This window comes from Aquabacterium sp. (assembly GCF_029946005.1).
In the GTDB taxonomy this organism is placed as follows: domain Bacteria; phylum Pseudomonadota; class Gammaproteobacteria; order Burkholderiales; family Burkholderiaceae_C; genus Aquabacterium.
In genome coordinates, this window is the sequence record NZ_JAQSDR010000009.1 from 92,111 (window position 1) to 118,552 (window position 26,442).

Annotated in this window: 24 protein-coding genes and 2 pseudogenes; 13 read left to right on the forward strand and 13 right to left on the reverse strand. The window is 60.2% G+C overall.

Annotated elements, in window-relative coordinates; translation table 11 throughout:
- The first annotated feature begins 65 nt into the window (after positions 1–65).
- From PSV38_RS06940 to PSV38_RS06960, 5 genes are all read left to right on the forward strand, one after another.
- Entirely contained in the window at positions 66–1,634 is a 1,569-nt protein-coding gene (locus PSV38_RS06940; protein ID WP_300546151.1) for a DUF262 domain-containing protein, read from the forward strand.
- Positions 1,635–1,731: 97 nt separating this feature from the next.
- Positions 1,732–2,958: a hypothetical protein gene (locus tag PSV38_RS06945; RefSeq protein WP_300546152.1), complete on the forward strand. Its 1,227-nt coding sequence runs from the start codon at positions 1,732–1,734 to the stop codon at positions 2,956–2,958.
- A 63-nt stretch (positions 2,959–3,021) separates the two neighbouring features.
- Positions 3,022–3,699, forward strand: coding sequence for a hypothetical protein (locus PSV38_RS06950; RefSeq protein ID WP_300546153.1), 678 nt, complete (start codon positions 3,022–3,024; stop codon positions 3,697–3,699).
- Positions 3,700–3,861: 162 nt separating this feature from the next.
- The gene (locus PSV38_RS06955) at positions 3,862–4,407 is read left to right on the forward strand and encodes a DUF4256 domain-containing protein (RefSeq protein ID WP_300546154.1); all 546 of its coding nucleotides are present in this window, start codon (positions 3,862–3,864) and stop codon (positions 4,405–4,407) included.
- A gap of 93 nt (positions 4,408–4,500) precedes the next feature.
- Positions 4,501–4,791: a type II toxin-antitoxin system ParD family antitoxin gene (locus PSV38_RS06960; protein WP_300546155.1), complete on the forward strand. Its 291-nt coding sequence runs from the start codon at positions 4,501–4,503 to the stop codon at positions 4,789–4,791.
- Between the two features lie 130 nt (positions 4,792–4,921).
- Here PSV38_RS06960 and PSV38_RS06965 read toward each other — a convergent pair.
- The 3 genes and pseudogenes from PSV38_RS06965 to PSV38_RS06975 all read right to left on the reverse strand — a co-directional run.
- Positions 4,922–5,377: pseudogene (locus PSV38_RS06965) on the reverse strand (YbaK/EbsC family protein); the annotation flags it as partial.
- A 56-nt stretch (positions 5,378–5,433) separates the two neighbouring features.
- Positions 5,434–6,453 (reverse strand): transferrin-binding protein-like solute binding protein, encoded by a 1,020-nt coding sequence (locus tag PSV38_RS06970; RefSeq protein WP_300546157.1) that lies wholly within the window; start codon positions 6,451–6,453, stop codon positions 5,434–5,436.
- A 93-nt stretch (positions 6,454–6,546) separates the two neighbouring features.
- Positions 6,547–7,011: a PACE efflux transporter gene (locus PSV38_RS06975; RefSeq protein ID WP_300546158.1), complete on the reverse strand. Its 465-nt coding sequence runs from the start codon at positions 7,009–7,011 to the stop codon at positions 6,547–6,549.
- 65 nt (positions 7,012–7,076) lie between these two features.
- Here PSV38_RS06975 and PSV38_RS06980 point away from each other — a divergent pair, with 65 nt between their 5' ends.
- Positions 7,077–7,988 carry a LysR family transcriptional regulator gene (locus PSV38_RS06980; RefSeq protein ID WP_300546160.1) on the forward strand — a complete coding sequence of 304 codons (912 nt, stop codon included), beginning with the start codon at positions 7,077–7,079 and terminating at the stop codon, positions 7,986–7,988.
- 162 nt (positions 7,989–8,150) lie between these two features.
- On the forward strand, positions 8,151–8,849 hold the full coding sequence (locus PSV38_RS06985) for a DUF642 domain-containing protein (protein ID WP_300546161.1): 699 nt from the start codon (positions 8,151–8,153) through the stop codon (positions 8,847–8,849).
- Here PSV38_RS06985 and PSV38_RS06990 read toward each other — a convergent pair.
- A pseudogene (locus PSV38_RS06990) lies at positions 8,818–9,138 on the reverse strand (YbaN family protein); the annotation flags it as partial. The gene PSV38_RS06985 and the pseudogene PSV38_RS06990 sit on opposite strands and share 32 nt — an antisense overlap.
- Before the next feature lie 43 nt (positions 9,139–9,181).
- On the opposite strand from PSV38_RS06990, the gene PSV38_RS06995 reads away from it, so the two are divergent.
- Positions 9,182–9,769, forward strand: a complete 588-nt coding sequence (locus PSV38_RS06995) for a PadR family transcriptional regulator (protein ID WP_300546162.1) — start codon at positions 9,182–9,184, stop codon at positions 9,767–9,769.
- On the opposite strand, the gene PSV38_RS07000 is transcribed toward PSV38_RS06995, so the two are convergent.
- Positions 9,707–10,957 carry an MFS transporter gene (locus PSV38_RS07000; RefSeq protein WP_300546164.1) on the reverse strand — a complete coding sequence of 417 codons (1,251 nt, stop codon included), beginning with the start codon at positions 10,955–10,957 and terminating at the stop codon, positions 9,707–9,709. The genes PSV38_RS06995 and PSV38_RS07000 overlap by 63 nt on opposite strands.
- 108 nt (positions 10,958–11,065) lie before the next feature.
- Between PSV38_RS07000 and PSV38_RS07005 the strand changes: the two genes are divergently transcribed.
- The 4 genes from PSV38_RS07005 to PSV38_RS07020 are packed head-to-tail and all read left to right on the forward strand — an operon-like array spanning position 11,066 to position 14,494.
- Positions 11,066–11,809, forward strand: a complete 744-nt coding sequence (locus PSV38_RS07005; RefSeq protein WP_300546165.1) for a 1-acylglycerol-3-phosphate O-acyltransferase — start codon at positions 11,066–11,068, stop codon at positions 11,807–11,809.
- A gap of 42 nt (positions 11,810–11,851) precedes the next feature.
- Positions 11,852–12,895, forward strand: a complete 1,044-nt coding sequence (gene ada / locus PSV38_RS07010; protein WP_300546167.1) for a bifunctional DNA-binding transcriptional regulator/O6-methylguanine-DNA methyltransferase Ada — start codon at positions 11,852–11,854, stop codon at positions 12,893–12,895.
- 29 nt (positions 12,896–12,924) lie between these two features.
- The gene (locus tag PSV38_RS07015) at positions 12,925–13,605 is read left to right on the forward strand and encodes a 2OG-Fe(II) oxygenase (protein ID WP_300546402.1); all 681 of its coding nucleotides are present in this window, start codon (positions 12,925–12,927) and stop codon (positions 13,603–13,605) included.
- Positions 13,592–14,494, forward strand: coding sequence for a 3-methyladenine DNA glycosylase 2 (locus tag PSV38_RS07020; RefSeq protein WP_300546169.1), 903 nt, complete (start codon positions 13,592–13,594; stop codon positions 14,492–14,494). Before PSV38_RS07015 ends, PSV38_RS07020 begins: the two co-directional genes overlap by 14 nt.
- On the opposite strand, the gene alkB is transcribed toward PSV38_RS07020, so the two are convergent.
- The 8 genes from alkB to PSV38_RS07060 all read right to left on the reverse strand — a co-directional run bounded on the left by alkB (position 14,471) and on the right by PSV38_RS07060 (position 25,424).
- The gene (gene alkB, locus PSV38_RS07025) at positions 14,471–15,106 is read right to left on the reverse strand and encodes a DNA oxidative demethylase AlkB (protein ID WP_300546170.1); all 636 of its coding nucleotides are present in this window, start codon (positions 15,104–15,106) and stop codon (positions 14,471–14,473) included. The genes PSV38_RS07020 and alkB overlap by 24 nt on opposite strands.
- Positions 15,107–15,158: 52 nt before the next feature.
- Complete coding sequence (locus PSV38_RS07030) at positions 15,159–15,425, reverse strand: hypothetical protein (RefSeq protein ID WP_300546172.1); 267 nt, start codon at positions 15,423–15,425, stop codon at positions 15,159–15,161.
- A 129-nt stretch (positions 15,426–15,554) separates the two neighbouring features.
- The gene (locus tag PSV38_RS07035) at positions 15,555–16,013 is read right to left on the reverse strand and encodes a MarR family transcriptional regulator (RefSeq protein WP_300546174.1); all 459 of its coding nucleotides are present in this window, start codon (positions 16,011–16,013) and stop codon (positions 15,555–15,557) included.
- Between the two features lie 22 nt (positions 16,014–16,035).
- The gene (locus PSV38_RS07040; protein WP_300546175.1) at positions 16,036–18,015 is read right to left on the reverse strand and encodes an ATP-binding cassette domain-containing protein; all 1,980 of its coding nucleotides are present in this window, start codon (positions 18,013–18,015) and stop codon (positions 16,036–16,038) included.
- A gap of 646 nt (positions 18,016–18,661) precedes the next feature.
- A complete protein-coding gene (locus PSV38_RS07045; RefSeq protein ID WP_300546177.1) occupies positions 18,662–20,161 on the reverse strand; it encodes an efflux transporter outer membrane subunit in 1,500 nt (499 codons plus the stop codon).
- A 2-nt stretch (positions 20,162–20,163) separates the two neighbouring features.
- Positions 20,164–23,340 (reverse strand): multidrug efflux RND transporter permease subunit, encoded by a 3,177-nt coding sequence (locus PSV38_RS07050; RefSeq protein WP_300546179.1) that lies wholly within the window; start codon positions 23,338–23,340, stop codon positions 20,164–20,166.
- A gap of 12 nt (positions 23,341–23,352) precedes the next feature.
- A complete protein-coding gene (locus PSV38_RS07055) occupies positions 23,353–24,558 on the reverse strand; it encodes an efflux RND transporter periplasmic adaptor subunit (RefSeq protein ID WP_300546181.1) in 1,206 nt (401 codons plus the stop codon).
- Positions 24,558–25,424, reverse strand: coding sequence for an alpha/beta hydrolase (locus PSV38_RS07060; protein ID WP_300546182.1), 867 nt, complete (start codon positions 25,422–25,424; stop codon positions 24,558–24,560). Before PSV38_RS07060 ends, PSV38_RS07055 begins: the two co-directional genes overlap by 1 nt.
- Positions 25,425–25,525: 101 nt before the next feature.
- Here PSV38_RS07060 and PSV38_RS07065 point away from each other — a divergent pair, with 101 nt between their 5' ends.
- Complete coding sequence (locus PSV38_RS07065; protein ID WP_300546184.1) at positions 25,526–26,440, forward strand: LysR family transcriptional regulator; 915 nt, start codon at positions 25,526–25,528, stop codon at positions 26,438–26,440.
- Positions 26,441–26,442: the final 2 nt, after the last annotated feature.

Genomic DNA, 26,442 nt, shown 5'->3' on the forward strand with positions numbered 1-26,442 from the left:
GCTCTTGCGCCGGTTAACTGGGCATTAGAACTCTCTACCCTGGCTCACGCCTTCAATTAAAAATCATGGATCAACTAACAATTCGCGAAATCCTTGACACCGTAATACGAGGGCAAATCAGAATACCAGCATTTCAACGAGGATTCGTCTGGGAGCCGGAGCGCGTTGCCTACTTAATGGACAGTATATATAAAGGATTTCCATTTGGATCACTACTTTTTTGGCGAACAAAAGAGCAGTTAAAATCCGAAAACAAACTTGGTCCTTTTGATTTGCCTCAGCCAGCAGAAGACTATCCAGTCGATTATGTTCTCGACGGGCAGCAACGAATTACTTCAATTTTTGGCGTATTTCAAACGCAACTAACGGGCTCGCCAACGGAAGCTTGGCAGGGGATTTACTTCGATTTTGCTGCCGATAAGAATGCCCAAGAGTCTCAATTTTTAGCCTTGTTGCCGAATGAAGTCGATCCAAAGCGGCATTTTGCGCTAAAGACTCTCTTTGATACAACAGCCTATAGAAAAGCAACATCCGGATTTGACGAGGCGCTTGCCAGGAAAATCGATGAAATGCAAACAGTTTTCAAAGAGGCCAGAATACCCGTTCAATTGTTTAAAACAGAGGATAAAGCAACCGTTGCGATTATCTTCGAGAGAGTAAATAGACAAGGTGTGCCACTTGATACCTTGCAACTTCTTTCAGCTTGGACGTGGAGTGACGATTTCCAACTTCAAGCGCAATTTTCGGATCTCGCCGAACAGCTAGAACCGTTCGGCTTTGGCGGCATGGCCGATGACTCAAACTTAATTCTTCGCTGTTGCTCTGCAATTCTAGGTAGCGATGCATCACCTGAATCGTTAATGAGTCTCAGCGGAGCAACGGTGCGGGCTCGATTTACTGAGGTGCTGAACGGAATCAGAGGCGCAGTCGACTTCGTAAGAACAAATTTTTCTGTCCAGTCTCTGGAGAACCTTCCATTTGCCAACCTATTAGTACCTCTGTCTGCATTCTTTGCCGTGCCTGGGAATAGTGAAATAAAGTACACAGACGAACAACGCAAGGTTATTGTCAAATGGTTTTGGCGTGCATGCTTCGGAAAGCGATATAGCAGCGGCCTTCTCAGAAATTTGAACAGCGACATCGAGGAAATGCGAAAGCTGCGCGAAGGCAAGCCATCAGCGCTTGGCGGCTTTCCAATCACAATTACTGAAGATTATTTCACATCCAATATTTTTACAATTGGAACGGTCAACACGAATACATTTATCTTGCTTCTTGCGCAGCAAACACCGTTGAGCTTTATTTCTGGCGCTCCGATCGATTTGGCAGAGAAACTAAGGCAAAGCAATCGCGCCGAATTTCACCATCTCATGCCAAAAGCTTTTCTGCAAATCACAAAACAAGAGAGCCATAGCCCAAACTGTTTGGCCAACTTCGCCTTCATATCAAGAGCCGACAACCGAGCTCTTGGCGGGGCGGCTCCAAGCTCATATAAAAGCCATATGCCAAGCAATGCCGATTCTATACTTGGTTTTGCGCTATGCACAACCGCATTATTCAACGACGATTTCAAGGAATTCATCAAAGATCGGACGGAAATACTAAAGATTGCTGCCGAAGCATTGTGCGTCTAAGCGGCAGGTTCTAATTGGTGGTCCAACTCGGCCCTCTATTCAATACTCGCTTAGGCAAGGCCAGGCGGGCGACCCTTACCTCGGGCGTTAGCAATCTATGAGCATCTACGAACACATCGCCCAACGGTTGCGGACACTTGGCGTTGAGGCCGAAGTAAGGCAAGACCGCTGCCTATATACCACCGTAGAAGGCATTACAACAAAGTTCAGAGGCGACGAAGAGTGGGAAACATCATTCATCCAATACCGACGAGCTCGTAGTTCAAATTTTGACTCAAAAGATTGGGGGCACGCTCTAAACAACTCCATTGAAATCCCCCTGGCCAGGCTTGATCCCGACATATACAGGGAGCCTGAGGAAACAACCTTTGAGGACTCAAAAGGAAACACCGTAGTCATAAGCAGGGCATCACTGCCCTATTCTTTAGCGCACTTCGATTCCGATGACTATGCGCGATACTTTCTAGCGTTGGTAAAAATTCGAGTCACGCGACCAACGACAAGTAGTTCTGGTAGACCAATCGCAATCCTCTTTAGGAAACCGCTTACTGCGACCTACAGTGTCCGAGGTCGACGCACGCCTACAAATTTGAAAGAAATAGCGATCGCACAAATTAAGTCCTGCCTTTTCAAGCTTGCGGTGGAGCGTCATACCTGCTATGAGATAGCGTCCCCGAAGGAGTCGAAAGCACTCTTTGAACTTGATTCGCCCGCAGAGTCAGACTGGATTATGCCAAGAGTGAGCTACGAAGAAAATCTGGTGAATTACTATAAAGTGGCCAGAAGTAGCCCATTTTCAAGCCAAAGCTTTCTTGCTTACTATCACGTCCTTGAATACTATTTCTTGCGCGTAGCTGAAGACAATCTCCACCATCAACTTAAAACGGTACTCAATGGCGCAAGTTTTCAAACAAGCACTGACGGGCTCGACAGAGTAATTTCCTTGATTCGCAAACAGGCGTCCCAAGATGATGAAACAGAAATGCTCAGAAAGGTACTGCAGCGATTCTCAGCAGAAGACGCATTTATAGCTCACGTAAACAAGCTCGAGGCACTACATGGTGAGAAAATCTACACAAGGAAGAGAGCTATATTTGGTGAGCAGTTGGAAATATCAGCCAAGGAAGGGCATGCGTTATCCAATGCTGCAAAATTTCTCAAGCATGTACGTAACGCAATTGTGCACTCAAGTGACAAATACAAGCGTGACGAGTGCCACATACCTCTCACAGCAACCGAACGTATTATTGAGGAATTCATTCCAATAATTAAGTATTTTGCAGAGCAAGTCATATTTGGAACTGCCATTCCGCATCTAAATTAACAAGAGATTTCTAACTGTCGGATCAACGCCCTTTAACTTTGGCGCTATACGGACTAAGACCAAATGAAAAAAGATGCCGATCTCGACCGCCTTATTCATCGGGCAACAAAATTCCCAGATCCAACGCCACGATTAAGCGCGTTGAAAGAGGCACTTAAAGCTACAGAAGAGTCAATTGAGCATCTTATTGATCAATACCCAACTCGATCTGGCCGAATTTTGGCCCAAAAAAGAATGCATCAAGACGATGTCGACCTGGAAATACTAATCCTGCAAAAAAATACAGAAGAGTTATTTCCCAGAGTCTTTCGTGGTGGATTTTTGGTGTCTTTATGGGCTGTATTTGAGTCGGGTATAAAAGATTTGGCCGAATACACAAGAAATCAGAGGAATTTACCTTTCGGACTGCAAGACCTTAGGGGTGGAGATTTTCTTGAGCAATCAGAGAGGTTTTTTAGGGCCACACTTCAAATTGAACCGTTTCCTGAAAAAGGAATTAGAAAGAGAATTGAGTATCTGAAAGGCTTTAGAAATGCAATCGCGCATCATGACGGTAACATATTGGAAATGCCAAAATATTTTACTCAAAATGGCAGACATTTCTACCAAGAATTTTCGGATTTCCACCATACTTTTGCGGTCCCAACATTTGAATACAACGCGGAATGCATCAAGATTACTTCACAGGTCTCAAGCAAGCTTGCAGAAGCAGTCTATGAGCGCCTCCATCCAGTCGTATAACTGCTGGTTAACCACAGTGTTATCTTTTCTTCGACTCAAGGTGTTTGACTATGAATTTTCAAGTGTTTGGTGGATTGGATTTTCCAACTGATCAGCGACTTGTCGACAACAGCGCGTATAGGAAGACCCCCGTCACGAAAGCGTGAGTTCATTCTTTAAATCATGAAACCGCAAGATCGCAAAGAATTTCTTCTGACCCTGAAAGTCCGCTTCGAGCAAAACATGCCCCGGCATGTCGGCATCGATTGGGCCGACGTGGCCACCAGGCTCGAAGCCAACCCTGCCGCCTTCGAATCGCTGCAAGCCATGGAATCCACAGGCGGCGAACCCGACGTCATCGGCCAAGACCCCCAGTCCGGCCAATTCACCTTCTGCGACTGCGCCCCAGAAAGCCCCACCGGCCGCAGAAGCACCTGTTATGACGGCGAAGCCCGAGCCGCCCGAAAAGAGAACAAGCCCGACCACAGCGCCGTCGAAATGGCCGCCGCCATGGGCGTCGACCTGCTGACCGAAGCGCAATACCGCGCCCTGCAAAAGCTCGGCGACTTCGACTTGAAGACCTCCAGCTGGATCAACACGCCACCCGAGGTGAGGGCCCTCGGCGGCGCCCTGTTCTGTGACCGGCGCTATGGCCAAGTCTTCGTTTATCACAATGGCGTGCAGTCGTACTACGCCGCAAGAGGCTTCCGGGGCTTGCTCCGGGTCTGAGTTGCCTCAGCAGACGGCTCCGCCCTGTGTTACTTGGCACAGCTATCAATCCTTGATAGCCTGAGTTCTGGTTTAAACGCAGGAGGCAAGGTCATGCCATCAAGCTACGTCATTGGCGATCACTTCGAGTCCTTCATCAAATCGCAGATTCAGCAAGGGCGCTACGCCAGCGCCAGTGAAGTCATCCGCGATGCACTGCGTGTTCTTGAAGACCGAGAAAAATTCCGCGCCGTCAAACTCGAAGCCCTGAGGGCAGATATTCAAAAAGGTGCTGACAGCGGGGAAGGCATTGACGCCGACGCCGTTGTTGCTGGCGTTCGCGAACGGAACTCAGCCAAGGGGTCAGGTGCTTCCCATAGCTGCGCCAGGGCGCTTGATTGGTGAGTCGGACTGGTGGCCGTTACAGAGGCTCGGCCTTGCGCCGCTTGGTTTCGCCATGAACAGGCGCGATCAAGTCGGCACGCGCTTGGTCAGACAGCAATAACTGCTTCAAGGAAGGGGCCTCCTCAGGCAGTTGCGCCACATCCACCCAATCGGCCTGTACCACTTGCGCCAGGCGTTCAGGTGAAATCCGCACCGCCGCGTTGATGGCCCCGGCGGCTGGCAACACCACCTCAAACCGCCGCAACGACACATCCGCGAACACCCGCAGCGGATGCGGCAAGCCAAACGGGCACACCCCGCCCACCGGATGGCTGGTCCACTGCACCACCTCTTCGGCATTCAGCATCTTGCCCTTGCTGCCAAAGTGTTCCTTGAAGCGCCGGTTGTCCAGGCGGCAATCACCGCCCATCACCAGCAGGATCACCTCGTCCTTCAGCCACAGCGACAGCGTCTTGGCGATCTGCGCGGGCGCCACGCCATGCACCCGAGCCGCGTCAAACACGGTGGCGGTGGGCTCCGGCGTTTGCAGGATGGTGATGTCGGGCGCGTGTTGATCGAGGAAGGCTTGGACGGATTGAAGGGTCATGTGTGCATTGTGGCCCGACCGCTCGAAACGCCCAGGCAACACTCAAACCGGTGCGCTCAGGGAGCTTGGGCAGCAACAAATCCGCCAGCAATAGTTTGATTACCGTAGCTGCTCAAAACATAAGTACCAGCGACTTCTGTTCCGGTTGGGCCAAAAAGCTTTCCATTGATGTTGCCGGACAATGCCTGGCCTGCAACAGCGCATGAAAAATGATTAGTTGTTGTGTCAATGGTGCCAGAGCAACTAATATCGTAGATGGCGGTTTCAGGATAGTTGCGCTGCATGAAACTTGTAATCACTGATTTTTCGTTATTGTTGTTTCCCCAGTCTTGATTTCTCGTGAGTGAAATCTGCACTGTTTTACTTGAGAAATCAATATAAATATTTGCTCTCATTGTGGCTTGGTTAAATGAATAATTGTAACTGCTGCCTCCCGCTTCAACTGCACCTTGGGCGACGCCATTATATTCTCTGGAAGCGGAGGTTGGAAGTGTACCTTCAGGCGTTGTTTTTCCAAATATGAAGCTGCCAACCGCTATCTTTTGACCAGACCAATAACCTGATTGCCTGTCCCCAACGTATTTCCAATTACCCATGCCGGCATGCTTAAATCTAGCGTTGCTGGGTATTTGCAATGCGGCGTCAAAATATTGGATGGCCCCAGAGGTCGAGATCATGCCACCTGCTTTGAATTGAATGGTGGGCTCGCCATTGATTTCAATCGTTTTTGATGAAAATGGAATGGGTATTGTGGGCTGAAACACAAGGGGCGTCCCAAAAACGCCATTGCCAACACTGCCGCCATTTATTTTAATAGAGCTTGGTTTTCCAACAAGATCGGCAGCAATCAAGGTAGAAATAGAAGGTCCGTCAATGGTGTCCATATGGCTTGAATCCAGCAGTGACACTGTTGTCTGTGTTTCAAGATCTATGGAGAATGACCGTGCGGATTGGTCTGACTGCTCAGCCAAAGGCTTTACTGAAGGGGGTGGCTCATTGTTGGCGTCCCCGCCTCCACCGCATGCGGTGATGAAAATAGAAGCGGCAGATATTGCCAACATTTTTATATACTTCATGATCCTCCCAATGTGGCATATTTATAACATTTTCGAGAAATGAAAAAAACCCCCGATTTCGGGGTTTGGATTGTTGCGTTGACCGTCACGTGACTAGGTGCGGCCGTGGCATGGATCTGCAACAGCCATTGGCGCAGGCATTGCCGACGCCGGCAACCCAAACACATGGTCAAACCCCAGATTGAACAGGAAGGTGTAGACCATGAAAAACACCATCAGTCCCAGGTCGTAGACAAAGGCATCCCACAGGCTCAGCCCCAGCAGCGCTGCGAACAGTGGCACCAGCAGCACGACCAGCCCCAGCTCGAAGCCCAAGGCGTGCACCGCACGGCGCAGCAGCCCGCGGCCTTTCTTGGCCTGCCGCGCCTCCCAGTACTCGAACGCCGAGGTATAGATCAGGTTCCACACCAGCGCGATGGCCGATGAGGCCACGGCCGCCATGCCGGCGTACACGAGCGAATCGCGCGTGGAGATGAGCGCCAGCAGCGTGCTGCTCATGCAGATGGCGATCAGCTCGAAAAGGGTGACGTAGATAAGTTTGCGTTTGAGACCTTGCATGGCGCTCACTGTATGTCTGAATTCTTGAAAACAAAAGTCAGCATGTTTCAGTTAAATTGATAGGCATGAAGACCGGATTCGACAGCGACAACGTGAACCTCTTCCTGGCTGTGCTGGACCAAGGCTCGTTCTCGGCCGCCGCACGCACACTGGGCCGAGTGCCTTCGGCCGTGAGCATGGCCATCGCCCAGCTGGAGGCCGAGCTGGACCTGGTCTTGTTTGACCGCACGGGCCGCGAGCCCACGGCCACCGAGGCGGCCAAGGCGCTGGAGCCCGCTGCACGGCAACTGGCCCACCAACTGCGCATGCTGCAAGGCCACGCCTTGTCATTGCACCGGGGGCTTGAGCGGCGCCTGAGCATGGCCATCGCGCCCGAGTTGCTGACCGCTGCGTGGCAGGCGCCGTTGGCGGTGCTGGCGCAAGAGTTCCCGGCGTTGGAGGTCGAGATCCTGACCGCGCCGCAGGCCGACGCCTTGCAGATGCTGCACAGCGGCAGCGTGCAACTGGCCCTGGTGTTCGAGCGCACGGCCATCGACGAAAAGGAAGGCTTTCAGGAGTTCAGCAGTGAAACGCTCACTGCCGTGATCGCGCCGCCCTTGCTGGCCACGCTGAGCGCTGCCAACCAGCGCCTGCGCCCGGCCGACTTGCTGGATCTGCGCCAGATGGTGGTGGTGGGCCGCGACGAGGAGCAGATCGACCCGCGCCTGCTGCTGTCCCGCCAGGTCTGGCGCACCGACAACCCGCAGACGGCGCTGAGCCTGGTGCAGTCGGGTCTGGGCTGGGCTTACCTGCCGCGCTCGCTCACCACGCCGCACATGGGGCCGAGCACGCTGGTGGAGATTGGCTTTGCCAACATGTCGAACGAGGTGCGGTTGTGGGCCGATGTGGTGTGGATCAAGGAGCGGCCGCTGGGGCTGGGCGCGCAGCGCTACATTGATTTGATGCGCCAAGCCCACCCACGACCTTCACAGCCATGACCACCAACCCATTCACCCCACCCAGCGGCTGGCACGACCAGCTCGCGGGAACCTTGGTGGTCAAGCGCTGACGTCCAGACCAACGGAGGTGCCAAATTAGGGGTGTCGGTCTACGTACCAAGATGACAAACTGTGTGGCCGAACCATCCACAGGGGATTCAAATGTCATCGCATCTCAAAACGACTGCCATCGGACTGGCTTGCTTGGTCTGTAGCGCTGCTCATGCCAACCTGATCACCAATGGTAGTTTTGAGTCCGGCACGTTCGTGCCGCAAGGCAGCCAGACGATGACGCTCAGTCCCGGGGCGAGCAACATCGCTGGATGGCAAATCGTGAATGATTCGCTGGCCTGGATTGGGGTTGGGGATCCGTGGGGGCTGGATGCGCAAGACGGCAGCTTTTTTCTGGACCTGTCCGACTACGCCGCCGGACCGCCATTCAGCGGTTTGCAGCAGACGCTGACCACCACGCCTGGCCATGAATACACCGTGGAGTTTTACCTGGGCAGTTCGAACCGCTGGGGGCGCCCCTCGGCGGTGACCGTGAGCGCCGCCGGACAATCGGCCACCTTCACGAGCCCGACCACGGGCACCAACAACGACTGGCAGCTCTCTTCTTTTGTCTTTGTCGCCAACGCTTCGACGACCCCGCTCACCTTCATTGGGTCCAAAGGGGCGAACTACATCGGGCTGGACAATGTGAGCGCCACGGCCACCGCTGTGCCTGAACCCCTCAGTGTGGCGTTGTTGCTGGCCGGGGGGGCGGTGCTGGCCGTGTGCACAACCACAGGCCCACGACCAAAAAAGTGCCATACACGCCCCAGCGCAGCCAGTCGGGGATGGGCAGAAACCACAGCATGATGGCGCTGCACGACATCATCGAGCAGGCCAGCCATTTGGCCTTGCGGGGCACGGCGCCATGGTCACGCCAATGAAGGATGTGTGGACCGAACGTGGGGTGATTCAGCAAGTGCGCTTCAAGCGCGGGCCAGCCTTTGCCGGCGGCCCAGGCCGCTGCCAGCACGAAGGGCACCGTGGGCATCACCGGCAGGACCGCACCAATCACACCCAGGGCGAGGCACAGCACCGCCAGCCCTCGCCATAGCCACCGGCGTGTCTCACTGAGCAAAGAGGTCTCCAAAATTGGCATGCATGGGCCAAAGTCTACCTCTGTGGCGTCTTAGACTAAGAAGATGTCCCTGTCCCATGCCTTGATGACCTCCCTGCTTGAAAAGTCCTCGTCGGGCTACGACCTGGCCCGGCGCTTCGACAAGTCGATCGGATTTTTCTGGCACGCCACCCACCAGCAGATCTACCGTGAGCTGGCCCGCATGGAAAAGGCGGGCTGGATCGCTTCTGAAGCGGCCCCCGGTGGTGGCAAAACCCGCAAGCGCATTTACCGCGTACTGAGCGATGGTGAGCAGGAGTTGCAGCGTTGGGCGCGCGAGCCTGCCGCGCCCATGGACATGCGGGACGAGTTGATGGTGCGCTTGCGCGCCGATGCCGTGGTGGGCCCCTTGGGGCTGGACATCGAACTGGAGCGCAGGCTGGCTTTGCACCAGGCCAAGCTGCAGGCCTACCGCGCCATTGAGCAGCGTGACTTTGGGGCGGACAAGCAGCCGCTGGCGCGCGAGGCTCAGATCCAACACATGATCCTGAAGACCGGGATCATGTACGAAGAAAGCTGGATCACCTGGTCGCGTGAGGCGATCGCGGTGTTACGCCAAAGCGGGCCGGTTGGCGGTGCCACGGGCCATGCGCAGGCCGACCAAGCTGGCTGAGGCGATGCCCAACACCAGCACGAACGACGCCCCATAGAAGATGCCGCTGGGGTGCCCGTGGTCTAGCATGGCGCCGAAGATGGGCGCGGCCACGGCAAAGCCCAAATCCAGCCCCGAGTAAACGGTGCCGTAGACGCGGCCTGTGGCGCCGGGAGGCGATGCGCGCTTGATGAGCATGTCCCGGGAGGGCCCGGCCAGGCCGGTGCCAAAGCCCGCCAATGCCGCCACGCCAGCCGCGAGGTAGGGCGGCAGCCAGCCAGTCGCGGTTAAAAGCAGCAGCAGGGCGGCCATGGTCATGGCGGCGGCGATGGTGCGCTCAAGCCGTTCGACCCTGGCGACCAGGAAACCACCCAGCACCATGCCCACCGCTCCGCACAGCATGTAGCCGGTGACCACGAAGGCGGTGGTCGACACCGGCAGGCCATACATGCTGCCCAGGGCCGGGCTGGCGAAACTTTGGATGGCGCTGAGCGCGGCCGTGGTCCAGAAAAAGAAGGAGAAGCACAGCCACACCGAGGGCAGCTTCAAAAAGGCCATCGGGTGCTCGCTGGCGACCTGTTGCCCCGAAGTGGCCGCGTGTTCATGGCCCCAACTGCCTTGGCGGTCGTCGATGGCATCGCGGTTGAGCAGCAGCAGCGCCAGCACGGCCAGGCCGATCAAGGCGGTGCCCAGGTAGGCGGCCCGCCAGTCGCCCGCCCAGGTGCTGATGCCGATCAAAAACACGGGCGCCAAAGCCCAGCCAAAATTGCCCGAAATACCGTGGATGGAGAAGGCGTGGCCCAGGCGAGGCGCTGACACACGCTTGTTGAGGATGGTGAAGTCGGCGGGGTGGAAGGGCGCATTGCCCAGGCCGGCCAGGGCCGAGGCCAGCATCAGGCCGTGATAACTGTGCGCGGCAGCGGCGGCGAGCGAAGCTGCCACAAAGCAAGCCATCGCCGCCAACAGCACGGGGCGGGCACCCACGCGGTCCACCAGAAAACCCGCCAGCGCTTGGCCCACGCCCGAGATGACAAAAAACAGGGTGACCAACAAGCCCAGCTGGGAGTAGTTCAAGCCGAAGTCACGGATGAACAGCGGGAACAGCGGCGGCAGCAGCATGTGGTGGAAATGCGAGGTGCCATGGGCCAGACCGATGAGGCCGATGGTCCGGAAATCCTGGGTGGGTTGGAGGGTGGTCGCGCTGCTCATGCGCAATTTTACGGGTGGGAACAAAACCGGTGCTCGCGCGGGGCCGCGTACACTTTGCGCCACTACTTGATGGGCGACCTGATGCTTTATTCCGTGCGAATGCTTTTGATGTTTGTGCACTTTTTGGTGTCGGGCGTTCTGGGCATGCTGATCGGCGTATGCAGGCCATTCAACCCAGACAACAGCCGCTTGTGCGCGCGCATTTATTCGGTGCCTGCCTTGCGCATCCTGGGCCTGAAGCTGGAGATGGATGCCCAAGGTTTGATGCAGCATCAACGCTCGTGCGTGATCGTGGCCAACCACCAGTCCAACTACGACCTGTTTGTGCTGGGCAGCCTGGTGCCCGAGCGCACCGTGACCATCGGCAAAAAGAGCCTGAAGTGGGTGCCGCTGTTTGGCCAGATCTACTGGCTCGCGGGCAATGTGCTGATCAACCGCGCCAATGCGGAGCAGGCCAAACAGGCCATGCTGATGACCACCGAGACCTTGCAGCACAAGGACACCTCGATCTGGGTGTTTGCCGAGGGCACGCGCAACCTGGGCAAGGGTTTGCTGCCCTTCAAGAAGGGGGCGTTTCAAATGGCCATCAATGCGGGTGTGCCGATCATTCCCCTGTGCGCCAGCAACTACAAAAACCACATGCACCTGAACCGCTGGCACAGTGGCACGGTGAAGGTTCGTTCGCTGCCCGCCATCCCGACCGCAGGGCTGAGCCTGGATGACATGCCCGCGCTGATCGAGCGGTGCCGTGCCCAAATGCAAGAATGCATCCAGGGCATGGACCGCGAGATCGCGGCGGCTGATGATGATGCGAATTTGAAAGCAAGAGGCGGAGTGCGCGGGCAGCATTGAGCGCGAATACTGAGGCCTTCTGATCAACGATGGGGTGTTGTCATGGAGGATGAAGCGCGTTGGGCCGCCGTGTTGGCCAAAGACAAGCGACTGGATGGCGAGTTCGTTTTCGCGGTGAAGACCACCGGCATCTATTGCCGACCTTCCTGCCCGGCCAGGCCCGCCAAACGACAGAACGTTGAATTTTTTGACACCACGGTCAAGGCCGCCAGCGCGGGCTACCGGGCCTGCAAACGTTGCAAGCCCGATGGGATGTCGCAAGAGCATGCGCGCCACGAGCTGGTGCTGCAGGCTTGCCAGGCCATGGCGCAAAGTGAGTCCGGGTTGTCGCTGGACGACCTGGCCACCGAGGTGGGCCTGAGCCCCCACCATTTCCACCGCATTTTCAAAGCGGCCACCGGGCTGACGCCCAAGCAGTACCAACAGGCGGTGCAGGCCAAGCGGGTGAGCTCGGCTTTGAAGGACGCGCCATCCGTGACCGAGGCCCTGTATGACGCGGGCTTCAGTTCCTCCGGCCGTTTTTACGAGGGCGCCGGTGCAAACCTGGGCATGTCGCCGAGCAGCTTTCGGCAAGGCGGGGCGAACGAGCACATCCGGCACACGATTGAGCCTTGCTCTCTGGGGATGATGTTGGTGGCAGCCACCCCGCGTGGGGTTTGCGCGATCGAATTTGGCGACACCGAGCAAGCCCTGCTGGAGCGCTTGGAGTCGCGCTTTCCGAAAGCGACGCTGCAGGCTGGCGACGGGCTTTTCAAACAGTGGGTGACTCAGATCCTGAGCTACCTGGCCCACCCCGCGGGTTCGCTGGACTTGCCTCTGGATGTGCAGGGCACGGTGTTCCAGCGGCGCGTGTGGCAGGCGCTGCAAAGCATCCCTTGTGGGCAGACCGTGAGTTACACCGAGCTGGCGCAACGCCTGGGGCAGCCGACGGCGGTTCGGGCCGTGGCCTCGGCCTGCGCCAACAACCAGATCGCGGTGGCCATTCCCTGCCACCGCGTGGTTCGCACGGGTGGCGCGCTGGCAGGCTACCGCTGGGGCCTGGCACGCAAGGCTGAACTGTTGCGCCGTGAAGGTGGTGAGTCTTGAACGCGGCACTGCAAGCGCGCGTGGCGGCGCTGGATTGGGAGCAAATCCACCTTGCGCTCGACCAACGCGGCTTCGCACGGACCGGGCCCTTGCTGGGTGCCGAGGAGTGCGCCGCTTTGGCTGGCTGCTATGACGATGAGGCCTTGTTCCGCAGCCGTGTGCTCATGGGCCGCCACGGTTTTGGGCAAGGCGAATACAAGTACTTTGATTACCCCTTGCCTGAGGTGATCGCCACATTGCGTGAAGCCTTGTATCCACTGCTGGTGCATGTGGCCAACCACTGGAACGAGTTGATGGGCATCACAACGCGTTACCCCAAGGACCTGGCATCCATGCTGGCACGTTGCCATGAGGCCGGCCAGACGCGGCCCACGCCCTTGATCCTGAAATACGAGGTGGGCGACTACAACTGCTTGCACCAGGATCTGTATGGCGAGCATGTGTTCCCCCTGCAAGTGGCTTTCTTGCTGTCGCGGCCCGGCCTTGACTTTGAGGGCGGCGAATTCGTGCTGGTGGAGCAGCGGCCACGCATGCAAAGCCGACCTCATGTGGTGCCCCTGGGGCAGGGCGAGGGCGTCATCTTTGCGGTGCATCATCGGCCGGTGCAGGGCACGCGCGGCAGCTATCGCGTCAACCTGCGGCATGGGGTGAGCGAGCTGACCATGGGCCAGCGCTTCACCACTGGGGTGATTTTTCATGATGCCACTTGAGTGCGTGATTCCATTGCCGGCCAACTATCGGCAGGCTGATGTGCTGGCTTTTCATGGGCGTGATGCGCAGTCCTCGGCGGAATCTGTACAGGGGGCACACCTTAGCAAAGGCATCGTGCTGCGGGGCTTTCCTGTCGTGGTCGAGCTCAAGCTGTCACCCGCTGAGGCGTGGTGCAGTTTGTCTGTCGATGGGCCCGTGGGCAGCGCATCGGTGTTGGAGCTTGAAGACCTGGCCAGGCGGCTGCTGGGCCTTCGCATGGATGTAGATGCTTTCGAGGCCCTGCATGTCGCTCATCCGGAGTTGGGCGCGTTGGTGCTGGCCCAAAGCGGCTTGCGGGTGCCCATGGCCGCCACGCCTTTTGAAGCCTTGATCTGGGCGGTGACGGGCCAGCAGATCAACGTGGGCGTGGCCTCGCAGTTGCGCCGCAGGCTGATTCTGTTGGGTGGGCGGCAACACTCCAGCGGCTTGTGGTGCCACCCTGATGCGCAGGGCGTGGCGCAACTCCATGCGGATCAACTGCGCGAGGCCCGGTTCTCTGTGGCCAAGACCCAGACCATCCTGACCATCAGTCGGCTGGCCAGCGAGGGCCGCTTGCCTCTGGATGACTGGATGGCCGTGCCACTGGCGGTGCCCGCCATGGAGGCCGCGCTTTTGGCCATCAAGGGAGTGGGGCCCTGGACCGTCAACTACACCTTGCTGCGGGGCTTTGGGCACGCGGATGGATCGCTTCACGGCGATGTGGCCGTGCGCAATGCCTTGCAGCGCCTGCTGGGCCAGGCCGACAAGGTGAGCGCCGCGCAGACCGAGGCCTGGCTCAAGCAGTTCGCGCCCTGGCGCTCGCTCGTGGCGGCGCACCTGTGGGGCTCACTTCGCTTTTCGGAAGGTTAGATTGTGGCGAGTGTCCGGCCCGCCTGCCGTGGGTTTGAGCGCCTTGACGCCATGAAAGCGCAGGCGCGATGGGCCGCCCCACACCAGCACGTCGCCGTCATGAAGCGGCAATGAGCGCAAGGACTCGGAGCGCTTGAGACCGCCCAGCTGGAAGGTTGCTGTCGCACCGATGGAGACCGAGACTATGGGTTGCCCCAGGTCGCGCTCGTCCCGGTCCTGGTGAACGCCCAACGCGGCACCGCGGGCATAGCGGTTGATGAGGCAGGCGTCGGGCTCGAAATCGTCAAACCCTGCCGCTGCCGCCGCGGCTTGGGCCAAGGCCATGAAGCTGGGGGGCATGCTCGGCCAGGGGCGCTGGGTCAGCGGGTCGGTGTGGCTGTATTGGTAGCCTGAGCTTGAAGATGTCCAGCCCCAGGGGCCGCAGTTGCTCATGGCGACCGACATGTGCTTGCCGCCGCCCACCTGCATGTGCCTGAACATCGCCTCGGTCGCGATCAACTCGATCTGCGCCAGCAGTGGCGCAGTGTCAATGAAGGCCGACAGCATGAAGAAGCCTTCGGCCAGTTCCACGCAGGTCTGGTCGGTGTCAAACAGAGGCGCTTGCGGGTCCATCCAAAGATGCTATCAAGTTTACGCGCTTGAGTTGCACCTTGACGAAGAGTGCTTACTGAAAGCCGTCCAGCGGCATGCTTTCCGTGCGCCGTTCCTTGCGCTTTTCCCATTCGTCGCGAACGCTGGGCGACATCGCTTTCGGGGCGTCATCTTGAGGACGGTAGCGCCACAAGGTGGTCAGCACTGAAGCCGCCAGCAGCAAGATGGCGCTGACCATGCTTGGTCCGCTGAAACCAAAGATGGGAATCAGGGCTGCGCCGACCAGGGCGTAGACAAAGGGCAGCAGTTTGTAAAGCGAGTCGGGGATCCACATATGCATTGCCACGATTGGCTCATTGGTAACAATATGTTCATGTTGTCAGAAGTCATTGGACATCGGTGATGCGGAACCCCCTCATGCACGTGGGCGGGGCGAACTTCCGGAGCATTAACGTGGGTATGTCACGCTTCAAGTGGGGTTCAAACGGTCGCGCAAGTGGCTCAGGGTGGTGCGCAAGGACACCAACTCTTGGCTCTTCATGTCCAGTTGGCAGCCGACAGCCAGGGGAATGCCCTGAGCCTGTTCTTTCAACGTCTGGCCTGTTGCGGTGAGCGTGATGCGCACCCGGCGCTCGTCTTCCTGATCGCGCTGGCGTTTGACCAGGCCCGCGGCCTCCAGCCGCTTGAGCAGGGGGGTGAGGGTGCCCGAATCCAGCTGCAATCGCTTGCCCAGGTCATTGACGGTGAGGTCTGCGTGCTCCCACAGCACCATCATCACCAAGTACTGGGGGTAGGTCAGGCCCAGGGGCGCCAGCAGCGGCTTGTAAAGCTTGGTCATCGCCAGCGATGCCGAGTACAAGGCAAAGCAAAGCTGGCGATCCAGGCTCAGCAGGTCGTCCGGTGGGCTGGTGGGGGATGCATCAGGCATGACGCGATGTTAGCGGCCCAGCTTAAGCCGCGTCGGGATTGAGCTTTTCGATGGATTCGCTCAGTTCGATCCAGCGGTGCTCCAGGGCCTCGACTTGGTCGCTGACGATCTTGAGGCGCTTGCCTTGATCGACGCGGGCCGTGGCCGACAGCTTGGCATCACCCAGTGCCGTGGAGAGGTCATCGCGCTCGGTGGTCAGGGTGGCCATTTGCTGTTCAACCTTTTTGAGGTCGTTCTTCAGGGGCTTGGCTTGTTCGAGCAGCTTTTGGCGGCTCAGTTGTGCGGCCTTGCGCTCGTCGCCTGCGGACTCCTTGACCTGAGGCTTGGCTTGCTGCTCCTTGGCGGCCTTTTTGCCCTGGTCGCGCGCCTTCTTGGCGGCTTGGGCCACCTGCTTGCTTTGGTCTTGCAACCACTTTTGGTAGTCGTCCAAGTCGCCATCGAAAGGCTGGACCCCGCCATGGGTGACCAGCCAGAATTCGTCGCACACTTCGCGCAGCAGGGCGCGGTCGTGGCTGACCAGCATGACGGTGCCTTCAAAGCCGTTGAGCGCCATGCTCAAGGCCTCGCGGGTTGTCAAGTCCAGGTGGTTGGTGGGTTCATCAAGCAGCAGGAGGTTGGGGCGTTGCCACACAACCAGGGCCAGCACCAGGCGGGCTTTCTCGCCGCCGCTCATCAGGCCAACGGCCTGGTTGACCATGTCGCCGGTGAAGCGGAAGCTGCCCAGGAAGTCGCGCAGTTCTTGTTCGCGGCCAGCGGGGCCCAGGGTGCGGGCAAGGCGCACCATGTGCTCCAGCGGGCCTTCGTCCAGGCGCAGCACGTCCAGCTCTTGCTGGGCGAAGTAGCCGATGCTCAGGCCCTTGCCTTCGGTGATGGTGCCCGAGATGGGGGGCTGCATGTGGGCCAGCGTCTTGACCAGCGTGGACTTGCCTTGGCCGTTGGCACCCAGGATGCCGATGCGCTGGCCGGGCATGACCGAGCGGTTGATGTCATGCACGATGACCGTGTCTTTGCCTTCTTCCGATCGGTAGCCGCAGACCAGGTCGGACAAAGCCAGCATGGGGTTGGGCAGGCTTTGCGGCTCGCGGAACTCGAAGTCAAAATCGGCGGCGCCCAGCACGGGGGCGATCTTCTCCATGCGTTCCAGCGCCTTGACGCGGCTTTGTGCCTGCTTGGCTTTGGAGGCTTTGGCCTTGAAGCGCGCGATGAACTTGCTCAAATGCGCGATGCGGTCCTGCTGCTTAGAGAACGCGGCGGACTGCTGGTTCATGCGTTCAGCGCGCATGAATTCAAAGGCCGTGTAGCCGCCGGTGTAGCGGGTGAGTTTGGCCTCGTCCAGGTGCAGGGTGACCTTGGTGATGGCGTCAAGAAATTCGCGGTCGTGGCTGATGACAATCATCGTGCCTTCGTAGCGCTGCAGCCAGGCCTCCAGCCAGACCAGGGCGTCCAAGTCCAAGTGATTGGTGGGTTCGTCAAGCAGCAGCAGTTGCGAGGGGCACATCAGTGCGCGGGCCAACTGCAGGCGCATGCGCCAACCGCCGGAGAAGCTGTTGACCGGGGCTTCGAGCTGTTCAACCGCGAAACCCAGGCCCAGCAGGAGGGCTTGGGCGCGGGCGGGGGCGTCGAAGGCGCCGCATTCGGCCAGCATGGCGTGTGCTTCGCCGATGGCATTGCCGTCTTCCGATTGCTCGGCGAAGTCCAGCGCGGCACGGGCTTCCATGAGGCGGGCGTCGCCCTGCAGCACGTATTCGGTGGCGGGGTCTTCGGTTTCGGGCATGTTCTGGGCCACTTCGGCCAGACCACCGGGCCTGAGCCAGGCCGCGGGGATGTCGACATCCCCGGCGTCGGGCTGAAGGCGTCCGGCCAGCAATGAAAACAAGGAGGACTTGCCGGCGCCGTTGCGGCCGATGAGGCCCACTTTCTCGCCAGGGTGCAAGGTGGCATTGGCCTGCTGTAAAACGACTTTGGTGCCACGCAGCAGGGTAATGTTCTTGATGACGATCATGTAAGCGGGAACTCGGAATTCGGCCAAGGCGGCGCGGGAGTGTAACAAGTGGGGTTTTTGGGGAGGCTTTGATGGGGCTTTTGATGGGTGCGCGAGGTGGGGATGAGGCGGTGGCTGGCAGGGCTCCTGCTGAGGCGGTCCACCGCGTTGCGGCGGACTGCTCTGCGGTGCTCGCCCGGGGCGGGGATCGTCCGAAACTCGCCCTTTCAGGGCTCAGACAGCGGACGATCCTTGTCCGCCCCGGGCTGTGCTCCTCGACGCCTCAGAAGTCGCCCAGCCAGCCTCCGCCTCATCCCTGATCACCTCGCTGGTGGCGTGCGCGAAGGCCGTGGCATGCCATCAGTGCGCGCACCGCGCGCTGGGTCGTGCCACGCCACCAGCGGGGCGAAAAAGGGGCTGGGGCGGTATCCGGCGGGGCGCCTGGGTGGGTGCTTCGAAGCGCAGGGCCGAGGTGGGCACGCGCAGCGTGCTTCGTCATCTGACCGGCCGTGGTTGTTTGAACGCAGCGGCCGCAGGCCGCGCAGTGAGTTCCACGGCCCCACCTCGGCCCGAGCATTCGAAGGCAGTCCCGCAACGCGGGACCACCCACCTGAAGCCCGGCCGGATACCGCCCCAGCCCCCGCCCCGCGCTCCTAGGACAAAGCACTCAGCCCTTGCCAGCCACGGCCGAAACCGTTCCAGCAGGCGCCCAAGACCCACCCAATGCGCGGATCAATCCCACGGTCGAGGTGGCCCAAGACCCCCGCAGCTGCACCGCCTGCCGCTCAATCGCCAGCAAGCTGCGCTGCGTGTCGATCAAGGTCAGGTAGCTGTCCTCACCCGCGCGGTAACGCTTGTCGGCCAGATCAGCCGAACGCCGAGCCGAGACCACGGCGTTGTCCAAAGCTTCGGCCTGGCCGCGCACGGCAGACAGGCTGGACAGCTTGTCTTCGACATCGCCAAAAGCCGCGAGCACCGTCTGGCGGTAGCTCGCCACCGACTCCTCCAGCGAGGCTTCCGCCCGCGTGATGTTGGCTTTGTTGCGGCCGCCATCGAACAGAGGCATGGACAGCACGGCGTTGACCAACCAGGTGCGGGCGTTCCACTTGAACAGGTCCGACAGCTCGTAGGAGGCGTAGCCGCCATTGGCCGTCAGGCTCAAAGCCGGGAAGATGGCGGAGCGGGCCAGGCCGACGCGGGCCGTGGACGCCATCATCTGGGCCTGGGCGGCGGCCACATCGGGACGGCGCTCCAACAGCGCAGAAGGCAGACCCGCAGGCACAGCAGGCACGGCGGATTCAGACGTCAAAGGCGCGGAGGGCGCCGTGAAGGCGGCGGGCGCCTGACCCAGCAACAGGGCCAAAGCGTGCTCGACTTGGGCACGGGTGCCCTTCAAGCCACGCGCCTCGGCCAGCGTGGTGTTGTACTCGGTGCGCGCCCGGGCGGTGTCGAACTCGGAAATGTCGCCCGACTTGTAGCGCTTCTCGGTCAACTGCAGGTTCTCGTTGCGCAAGCCCAAGGTGCGGTCGAGCAGCGCGACTTCGGCGTCGAGCGTTCTCAATTGGAAATAGGTCTGGGCCACATCGGCCTGCAGGGCGAGCAGCACTGAGCAGTAGGCCGCTTCGGTGGCGGCGGCATCGGCCGTGGCCGCATCGATGCTGTTGCTCACGCGTTGGAAAAAATCCACTTCGTAACTTGCTGTCAGGCCCGAGCGCCAGGCGGTGACTGGCGGGGCAGAGCTGCCCGCGGGCAGGCCCAGGTCCACCGCGCTGGATTTCTGGCGGCCGGTGCCGAAGGTGACACCAATCTGCGGCAGTCGATCCGCCTGGCTGCTGTTCAGCGATGCCCTTGCCGCCTTGACGCGTGCAGCGGCCACGGCCAGGTTGGGGCTGGCCGCCACGGCCTGGTCTTGCAACTGGTTCAAGGCGGGGTCGTTGAAGGCCAACCACCATTGGCCGCGTGCTTGGGCCTCTGCGGGCTCGGCGGTTTTCCACTGGCCTTGCGGCACGGGGATGGCGGTGTCGGGCGCGCCTTCCTTGAAGGCCGTGGGCACGGCGATCTTGGCATCGGGCGGTGGGGGGGCGGTGGCGCAGCCAGCCAGCACCAGGGCGGCCAGCAAGGGCGCCATCGCCAGGCCTCGTCGGTTCAGGTGAATCAGGGAATTCATGATCAATGGGCCTCCAGGGGCAGTGCTGCGACGGGCGCGGGCCTCGGTTTTTCAAAGCGTTGGGCCAGCATGCGCAGCAGCACGTAGAACACGGGGGTCAGGAACAGGCCGAAGAGCGTCACGCCCAGCATGCCAGCGAACACGGCCACGCCCATGGCATGGCGCATCTCAGCGCCCGCACCGGTCGAGAACACCAGGGGCACCACGCCCATGATGAAAGCGATCGATGTCATCAGGATGGGGCGCAAACGCAGGCGACTGGCTTCCAGCGCGGCATCGACGATGCTGCGGCCCTGGTGCTCCAGCTCACGGGCAAACTCGACGATCAGGATGGCGTTCTTTGACGCCAACCCCACCAGCACGAACAGCGCGATCTGCGTGAACACGTTGTTGTCACCATGCGTGATGTAGACCCCGGCCAGTGCGCACAGGATGGACATGGGCACGATCAGGATCACGGCCAGTGGCAGCGTCCAGCTTTCGTACTGGGCGGCCAGCACCAGGAAGACCAGCAGCACGCACAGCGGGAACACGTAGACCATGGTGTTGCCGGCCAGGATCTCCTGGTAGGTCAAGTCGGTCCACTCGATGCTCACGCCCTTGGGCAAGGTCTCCTTGGCGATCTGCTCCATGATGGCTTGCGCCTGGCCGGACGACACACCAGGGGCGGGGCCACCGTTGATGTCGGCCGCCACGTAGGCGTTGTAGCGCTGCACGCGGTCGGGGCCATACGAGTCGGTCACGGTCATCAGGCTGCCCAGGGGCACCATTTGGCCGGTGTTGCTGCGCGTCTTGAGCTGCGAGATGCCTTCGGCGTTGGCGCGGAAGGGCGCGTCGGCCTGAACGACCACCTGGAAAGTGCGCCCGAACTTGTTGAAGTCGTTGACGTACAGCGAGCCCAGGTTGATCTGCATCGTGTCGAAGATGCTGCCCAGCGGCACGCCCAATTGCTTGGCCTTGGTGCGGTCAACATCGGCGAACAACTGCGGCACGTTGATCTGGTAGCTGCTGAACACGCCCGCCAGTTGCGGCGTCTGCCAGGCCTTCATCTGCAGGGCCATCACGCCTTTGTACAGCTCGTCGTAGCCCACGTTGCCCCGGTCTTCCACGAAGAGCTTGAAGCCGCCGATGGTGCCCAAGCCGTTCACCGACGGTGGCGGGAAGACCATGATGAAGGCGTCTTGAATCGCGCCCAGGCGCTTGTTGACCTCGGCCGCGATCTCGTGGCCCGACAGGCCGGGGCCCTTGCGCTTGGCGAAATCGTCCAGCGTGTAGAACACGATGCCGGCGTTGGGCGCGTTGGTGAAGCCGTTGATCGACAGGCCGGGGAAGGCCACCGAATCGCTCACGCCCGGAACGCTCTTGGCGATGTCCGACATGCGGCGGATCACGGCGTCGGTGCGGTCCAGCGAGGCAGCATCGGGCAACTGGGCGAAGCCGACCAGGTACTGCTTGTCTTGTGCTGGCACAAAGCCGCTGGGCACGGCCTTGAACACGAAGAAGGTGGCCACGCAAAGCAGGGCATAGACGATCATGGTGGCGCTCTTGCGGCTCAGCATGCCCGCTACGCCACCGTGGTAGCGGTGCGAGGCACGGTCGAACACGCGGTTGAACACCCGGAAGAAACCGCCAAAGGCCCAATCCATGCCACGCGCCAATTTGTCCTTGGGCGCATCGTGCGGCTTGAGCAGCGCGGCGGCCAGGGCAGGTGCCAGCGTCAGCGAGTTGAAGGCCGAGATCACCGTCGAGATGGCGATGGTCAAAGCGAACTGCTTGTAGAACTGCCCGGTCAGGCCAGCCACATAGGCAATGGGCACGAACACCGCGCACAGCACCAAAGCGATCGCAATGATGGGGCCGGAGACCTCCTTCATGGCCTGGATGGTCGCGTCGTGCGGGCTCAGGCCATTGGCGATGTTGCGCTCGACGTTTTCAACGACCACGATGGAATCATCGACCACGATACCGATGGCCAGCACCAGGCCGAACAGCGACAAGGTGTTGATCGAAAAGCCGAAGGCCAGCAGCACGGCGAAGGTGCCCACGATGGACACGGGCACGGCCAGCAAGGGGATCAGCGAGGCGCGCCAGGTCTGCAAGAAGACGATCACCACGATCACCACCAGGGCCACGGCCTCGATCAGCGTCTTGATCACGGCCTCGATGGAGGCGCTGACGAACTGGGTCGGGTCGTAGACGATGGCGAAATCAACGTCGGATGGGAAGTCATCTTTCAGCTCGGCCATGAGCTTGCGCACATCGGCCGACAACTGCAGCGCATTGGCATTGGGCGCCTCAAAGATGCCCATGCCGATGGCGGGCTTGTTGTTCAGCAGCGAGCGCAGCGCGTATTGCTGGGCGCCCAGCTCAATGCGGGCCACGTCGCGCAGCTTGGTCACGCCGCCATCCCCGCCGGTCTTGACGATGATGTCGCCGAACTGCTCTTCGGTGGTCAAACGCCCGGAAGCATTGACCGACAACTGGAAGGGCGAGCCAGTGTTGGGCGGTGCACCCACCACACCCGCGGCCACCTGCACGTTCTGCTCGCGGATGGAGGCCACGATGTCTGCGGCGGTCAGGCCGCGCTGCGACACCTTTTGCGGATCAAGCCAGATGCGCATGGCGTAGTCACCCGCGCCGAACACCTGCACATCACCCATGCCGGGCAAGCGCGCCAGCCGGTCCTTGATGTTGAGCGTGGCGTAGTTGCGCAGGTAAACGTCGTCATACGTGCCCTTGGGCGAAAGCAAGTGCACCACCATCGTCAGGTTGGGCGAGCTCTTGACCGTGGTCACCCCGATCTGGCGCACCTCTTCGGGCAGGCGGGGCAGGGCGCGCTGCACACGGCTTTGCACCTGGGTTTCAGCCTGCTCGACGTTGGTGCCGATCTTGAAGGTGACGGTGAGCGTGAGCGCACCATCGGTCGTGGCCTGCGAGGACATGTAGAGCATGTTCTCGACGCCGTTGATCTGCTCTTCCAGCGGCGCGGCCACCGTCTCAGCGATCACCTTGGGATTGGCGCCCGGGAACTGCGCGCGCACCACCACGGAGGGCGGCACCACTTCTGGGTATTCGGAGATCGGCAGCCGGAAGATCGCGATGACCCCCGCGATGAAGATCAGGATGGAGAGCACCGCCGCGAAGATCGGGCGGTTCACGAAAAATCTTGAGAAGTTCATGGCGTGGTGTCCTTACTTCTGGGCGCCAGCAGCCGCGCCGGAGGCGCCATCTGCGGGGCCATCCATCGGCACGACTTGAGGTGCCACGGGCGCGCCAGGGCGAACACGTTGCAGGCCATCGACCACGATGCGCTCACCCGCCTTCAGGCCGGAGGTGACCACGCGCAGGTTGCCCACTTGCGTGCCCAACTGGATGGGGCGGTACTCGGCCAGGTTCTTGTCATTGAGCACGTAGACGAACTTGCGGTTCTGATCGGTGCCGATGGCGCGCTCGGCCACCAGCGCAGACTGCGCTCCGGTGGGCGATGAGGTGCCCACTTGGACGCGGGCGAACAGGCCGGGCGTCAACAGGCCATCCTTGTTGTCGATCAGCCCGCGCATGCGCACGCTGCCAGCAACCGGGTCCACGCGGTTGTCCACGAACTCCAGCTTGCCCTCATGCGGGAAGCCTTTTTCATTGGACAGGCCAATGTGCAGCTTCATCGCCGCCGGATTGGCGCGTGCTTGCTTGCCCAGTTGCAAGTAGGTTGATTCGTCGCCGTTGAAGCTGACGTACATCGGGCTGGCCGAGACCACCGACGTCAGCACGGTGTTGCCATCCACCAGGTTGCCCACGGTGACTTCGGCCTTGCCGACGCGGCCGTCAAACGGTGCGCGGATGGTCGTCCATTCCACGTTGAGTCGGGCGGTCTGCAAGGCGGCCTGGTCGGCGCGCGCAGCGGCGTCCAGCTGGCGCACATTGGCTGTGCGTTCGTCATAGTCGCGCTGGGCAATGGCGTTGTCGGCCAGCAGTTTCCTGGAGCGCTCTTGCTCGGTCTTGGCCAGATCGGCCTTGGCTTGTGAGCCAGCCACAGCGGCTTCGGCACGCGCGAGTTCGGCACGGTAGGGGCGGGGGTCGATCACGAACAGCACGTCACCCTTTTTGACCAGCATGCCGGGCTTGAGGTTGACGCTGTCGATGTAGCCCGACACGCGGGGGCGCAGCTCGGCGCGGTCAATGGCCTCAATCAGGCCAGAGAACTCGCGCTGCTCGGCCACGGCGCGTGACAGCACCTCGGCCACGCTGACGGGCATCGCAGGAGGCGCGCCAGCGGCGGGGGCCGCGTGAGCGTCCTGCTCCTTGCCGCAGCCGCTCAGCAGGGCCACTGCCGCCAGGATGACGAGGGCAAAACCGGCCTGCAACGGCCGGAGAGAGAGGGTGTGTTGAAGGTTTTTCATCATGCTTGACTCGGTTTTTTGGAGATGGTGGAACTGGAAGAGGGGGATGAGCGGTGTGCCGCAAGAAATGCGCTCAGCGCGGTCACGCACGGGTCGTCCGCCGTGATCTCGCAGCGCTCGCTGACGTTGTTGACATCGGCCGGAGGCAGGGTGACCTGGTCGACAGGAATGCCGACTTGCACCAGCTTGTTGGCGTAGGCGCGGGCCTCGTCGGACAAGGGGTCACCTTCGGTGTGCATGATCAAAGCGGGGGGCAGGCCGGTCAGCCGGCTGGCCTGGAGCGGGCTGGCATAAGGGTGCAAGCGATCAGCGGGGTGCGGCAGGTAGGTGCGGTAGCTGCGCTCCAGGGCTTGCGCCACTTCCGCCGTGTCAGGCTGGTCGGCGGCGTGGCGCATGGAATCGCAGCACATGCTGGCATCCAGCATCGGCATGACCAGCACCTGGCCTGCCAACTTGGGGCCTTGCCGATCACGGCAGACCAGGGCGGAAACGGCGGCCAGGTTGCCACCGGCCTCGACGCCACCGACGAACAGGTGCGTGCCTTTCCAGAACAACTTGCGGCGGTGTTGGTGGGTTAGCGTGAGCACGGCGTGCGCGTCTTCCACGGCGGCGGGGAAGGGCCGGTCAGATGCCAGGGCGTAGCAAGGCGCCAGCATGTTGACCTTGCAATTGTCGGCCAGCACCCGAAAGCACGAGTCGGTCGATTCAATGTCGGACACGACAAAACCGCCAGGGTGGAAGAACACCAACAGCGCATCGCTGGCCTTTTCGGGCGCCCCTCGGTACAGGCGCAAATGCAGCGGACCGCTGCTGCCCGGCCATTCAAAGATGGCGTCTGGTGCGGCTTTAACAGCTTGATGAGACATGGGCATAGCGCGCAGCAGGGTGGAATGAATGCTGACTGTATTTGTTTGCTTGTTTCTAATAAACTGGCAATTAACGAATTAACTGTTCAGGATTTTGAACAATGGACAAGCTAAAGGCCATGGAGGCCTTTGTGAAGGTGGTGGACACGGGCGGGTTCACGCGCGCGGCCGAGGTCATGCAGGCACCCAAAGCCACCGTCTCCACCTTGATCCAGGATTTGGAAAGCCAGTTGGGCGTGCGCTTGCTGCACCGCACCACGCGCAAGGTCACGGTGACGGCGGATGGTGCGTCGTACTACGAACGCTGCCTGCGCATCCTGGATGACTTGCGTGAAGCCGATGATTCGGTGTCGTCACGCCAGGGTGATCCGAATGGCCGTTTGAGGGTGGACGTGTTCACCGGCATGGCCAGCTATTTGTTGGCATCAGGCCTGCCCGATTTTCTGGCCAAGCATCCCAAGATCAGATTGGAGATGGGCTGTGGCGATCGGCCGGTGAACATGGTGAGCGAAGGCATCGATTGCGTGATCCGGGCTGGTGAGATCAGCGATCCCTCCTTGATTGCGCGGCGCATCGGGTCGATGTGGTTCGTGACGTGCGCATCACCCACCTACCTGGCCCAACATGGCGCGCCCAACCATCCGCATGATTTGCCGAAGCATGCCTTGATCAACTATTTTTTGCATGGGTCAGGCAGGGCGGTGCCTTGGGACTTCACGAAGGACGGCGAGCGCCTCGAGTTGACGTTGGACGGACCTTTGGCGGTCAATGACTCCAACGTGTATGAAGATGCCTGCTTGGCTGGTGTGGGCATTGGCCGGATGCCCAGTTTTTCTTACCAGCGGTATTGCCAGCAGGGCTTGCTACAGCCTGTGCTGGCGGATTGGGTGAGCGACCCGGTGCCGGTTTACGTGGTGTATGCCTCCAAGCGGCACCTGTCCACCAAGGTGCAAGCCTTTGTGGAATGGGCTGCGGAGTTCTTTGAGAACGCCCCGGGCCTGAGGCGCCAAGCATGAAA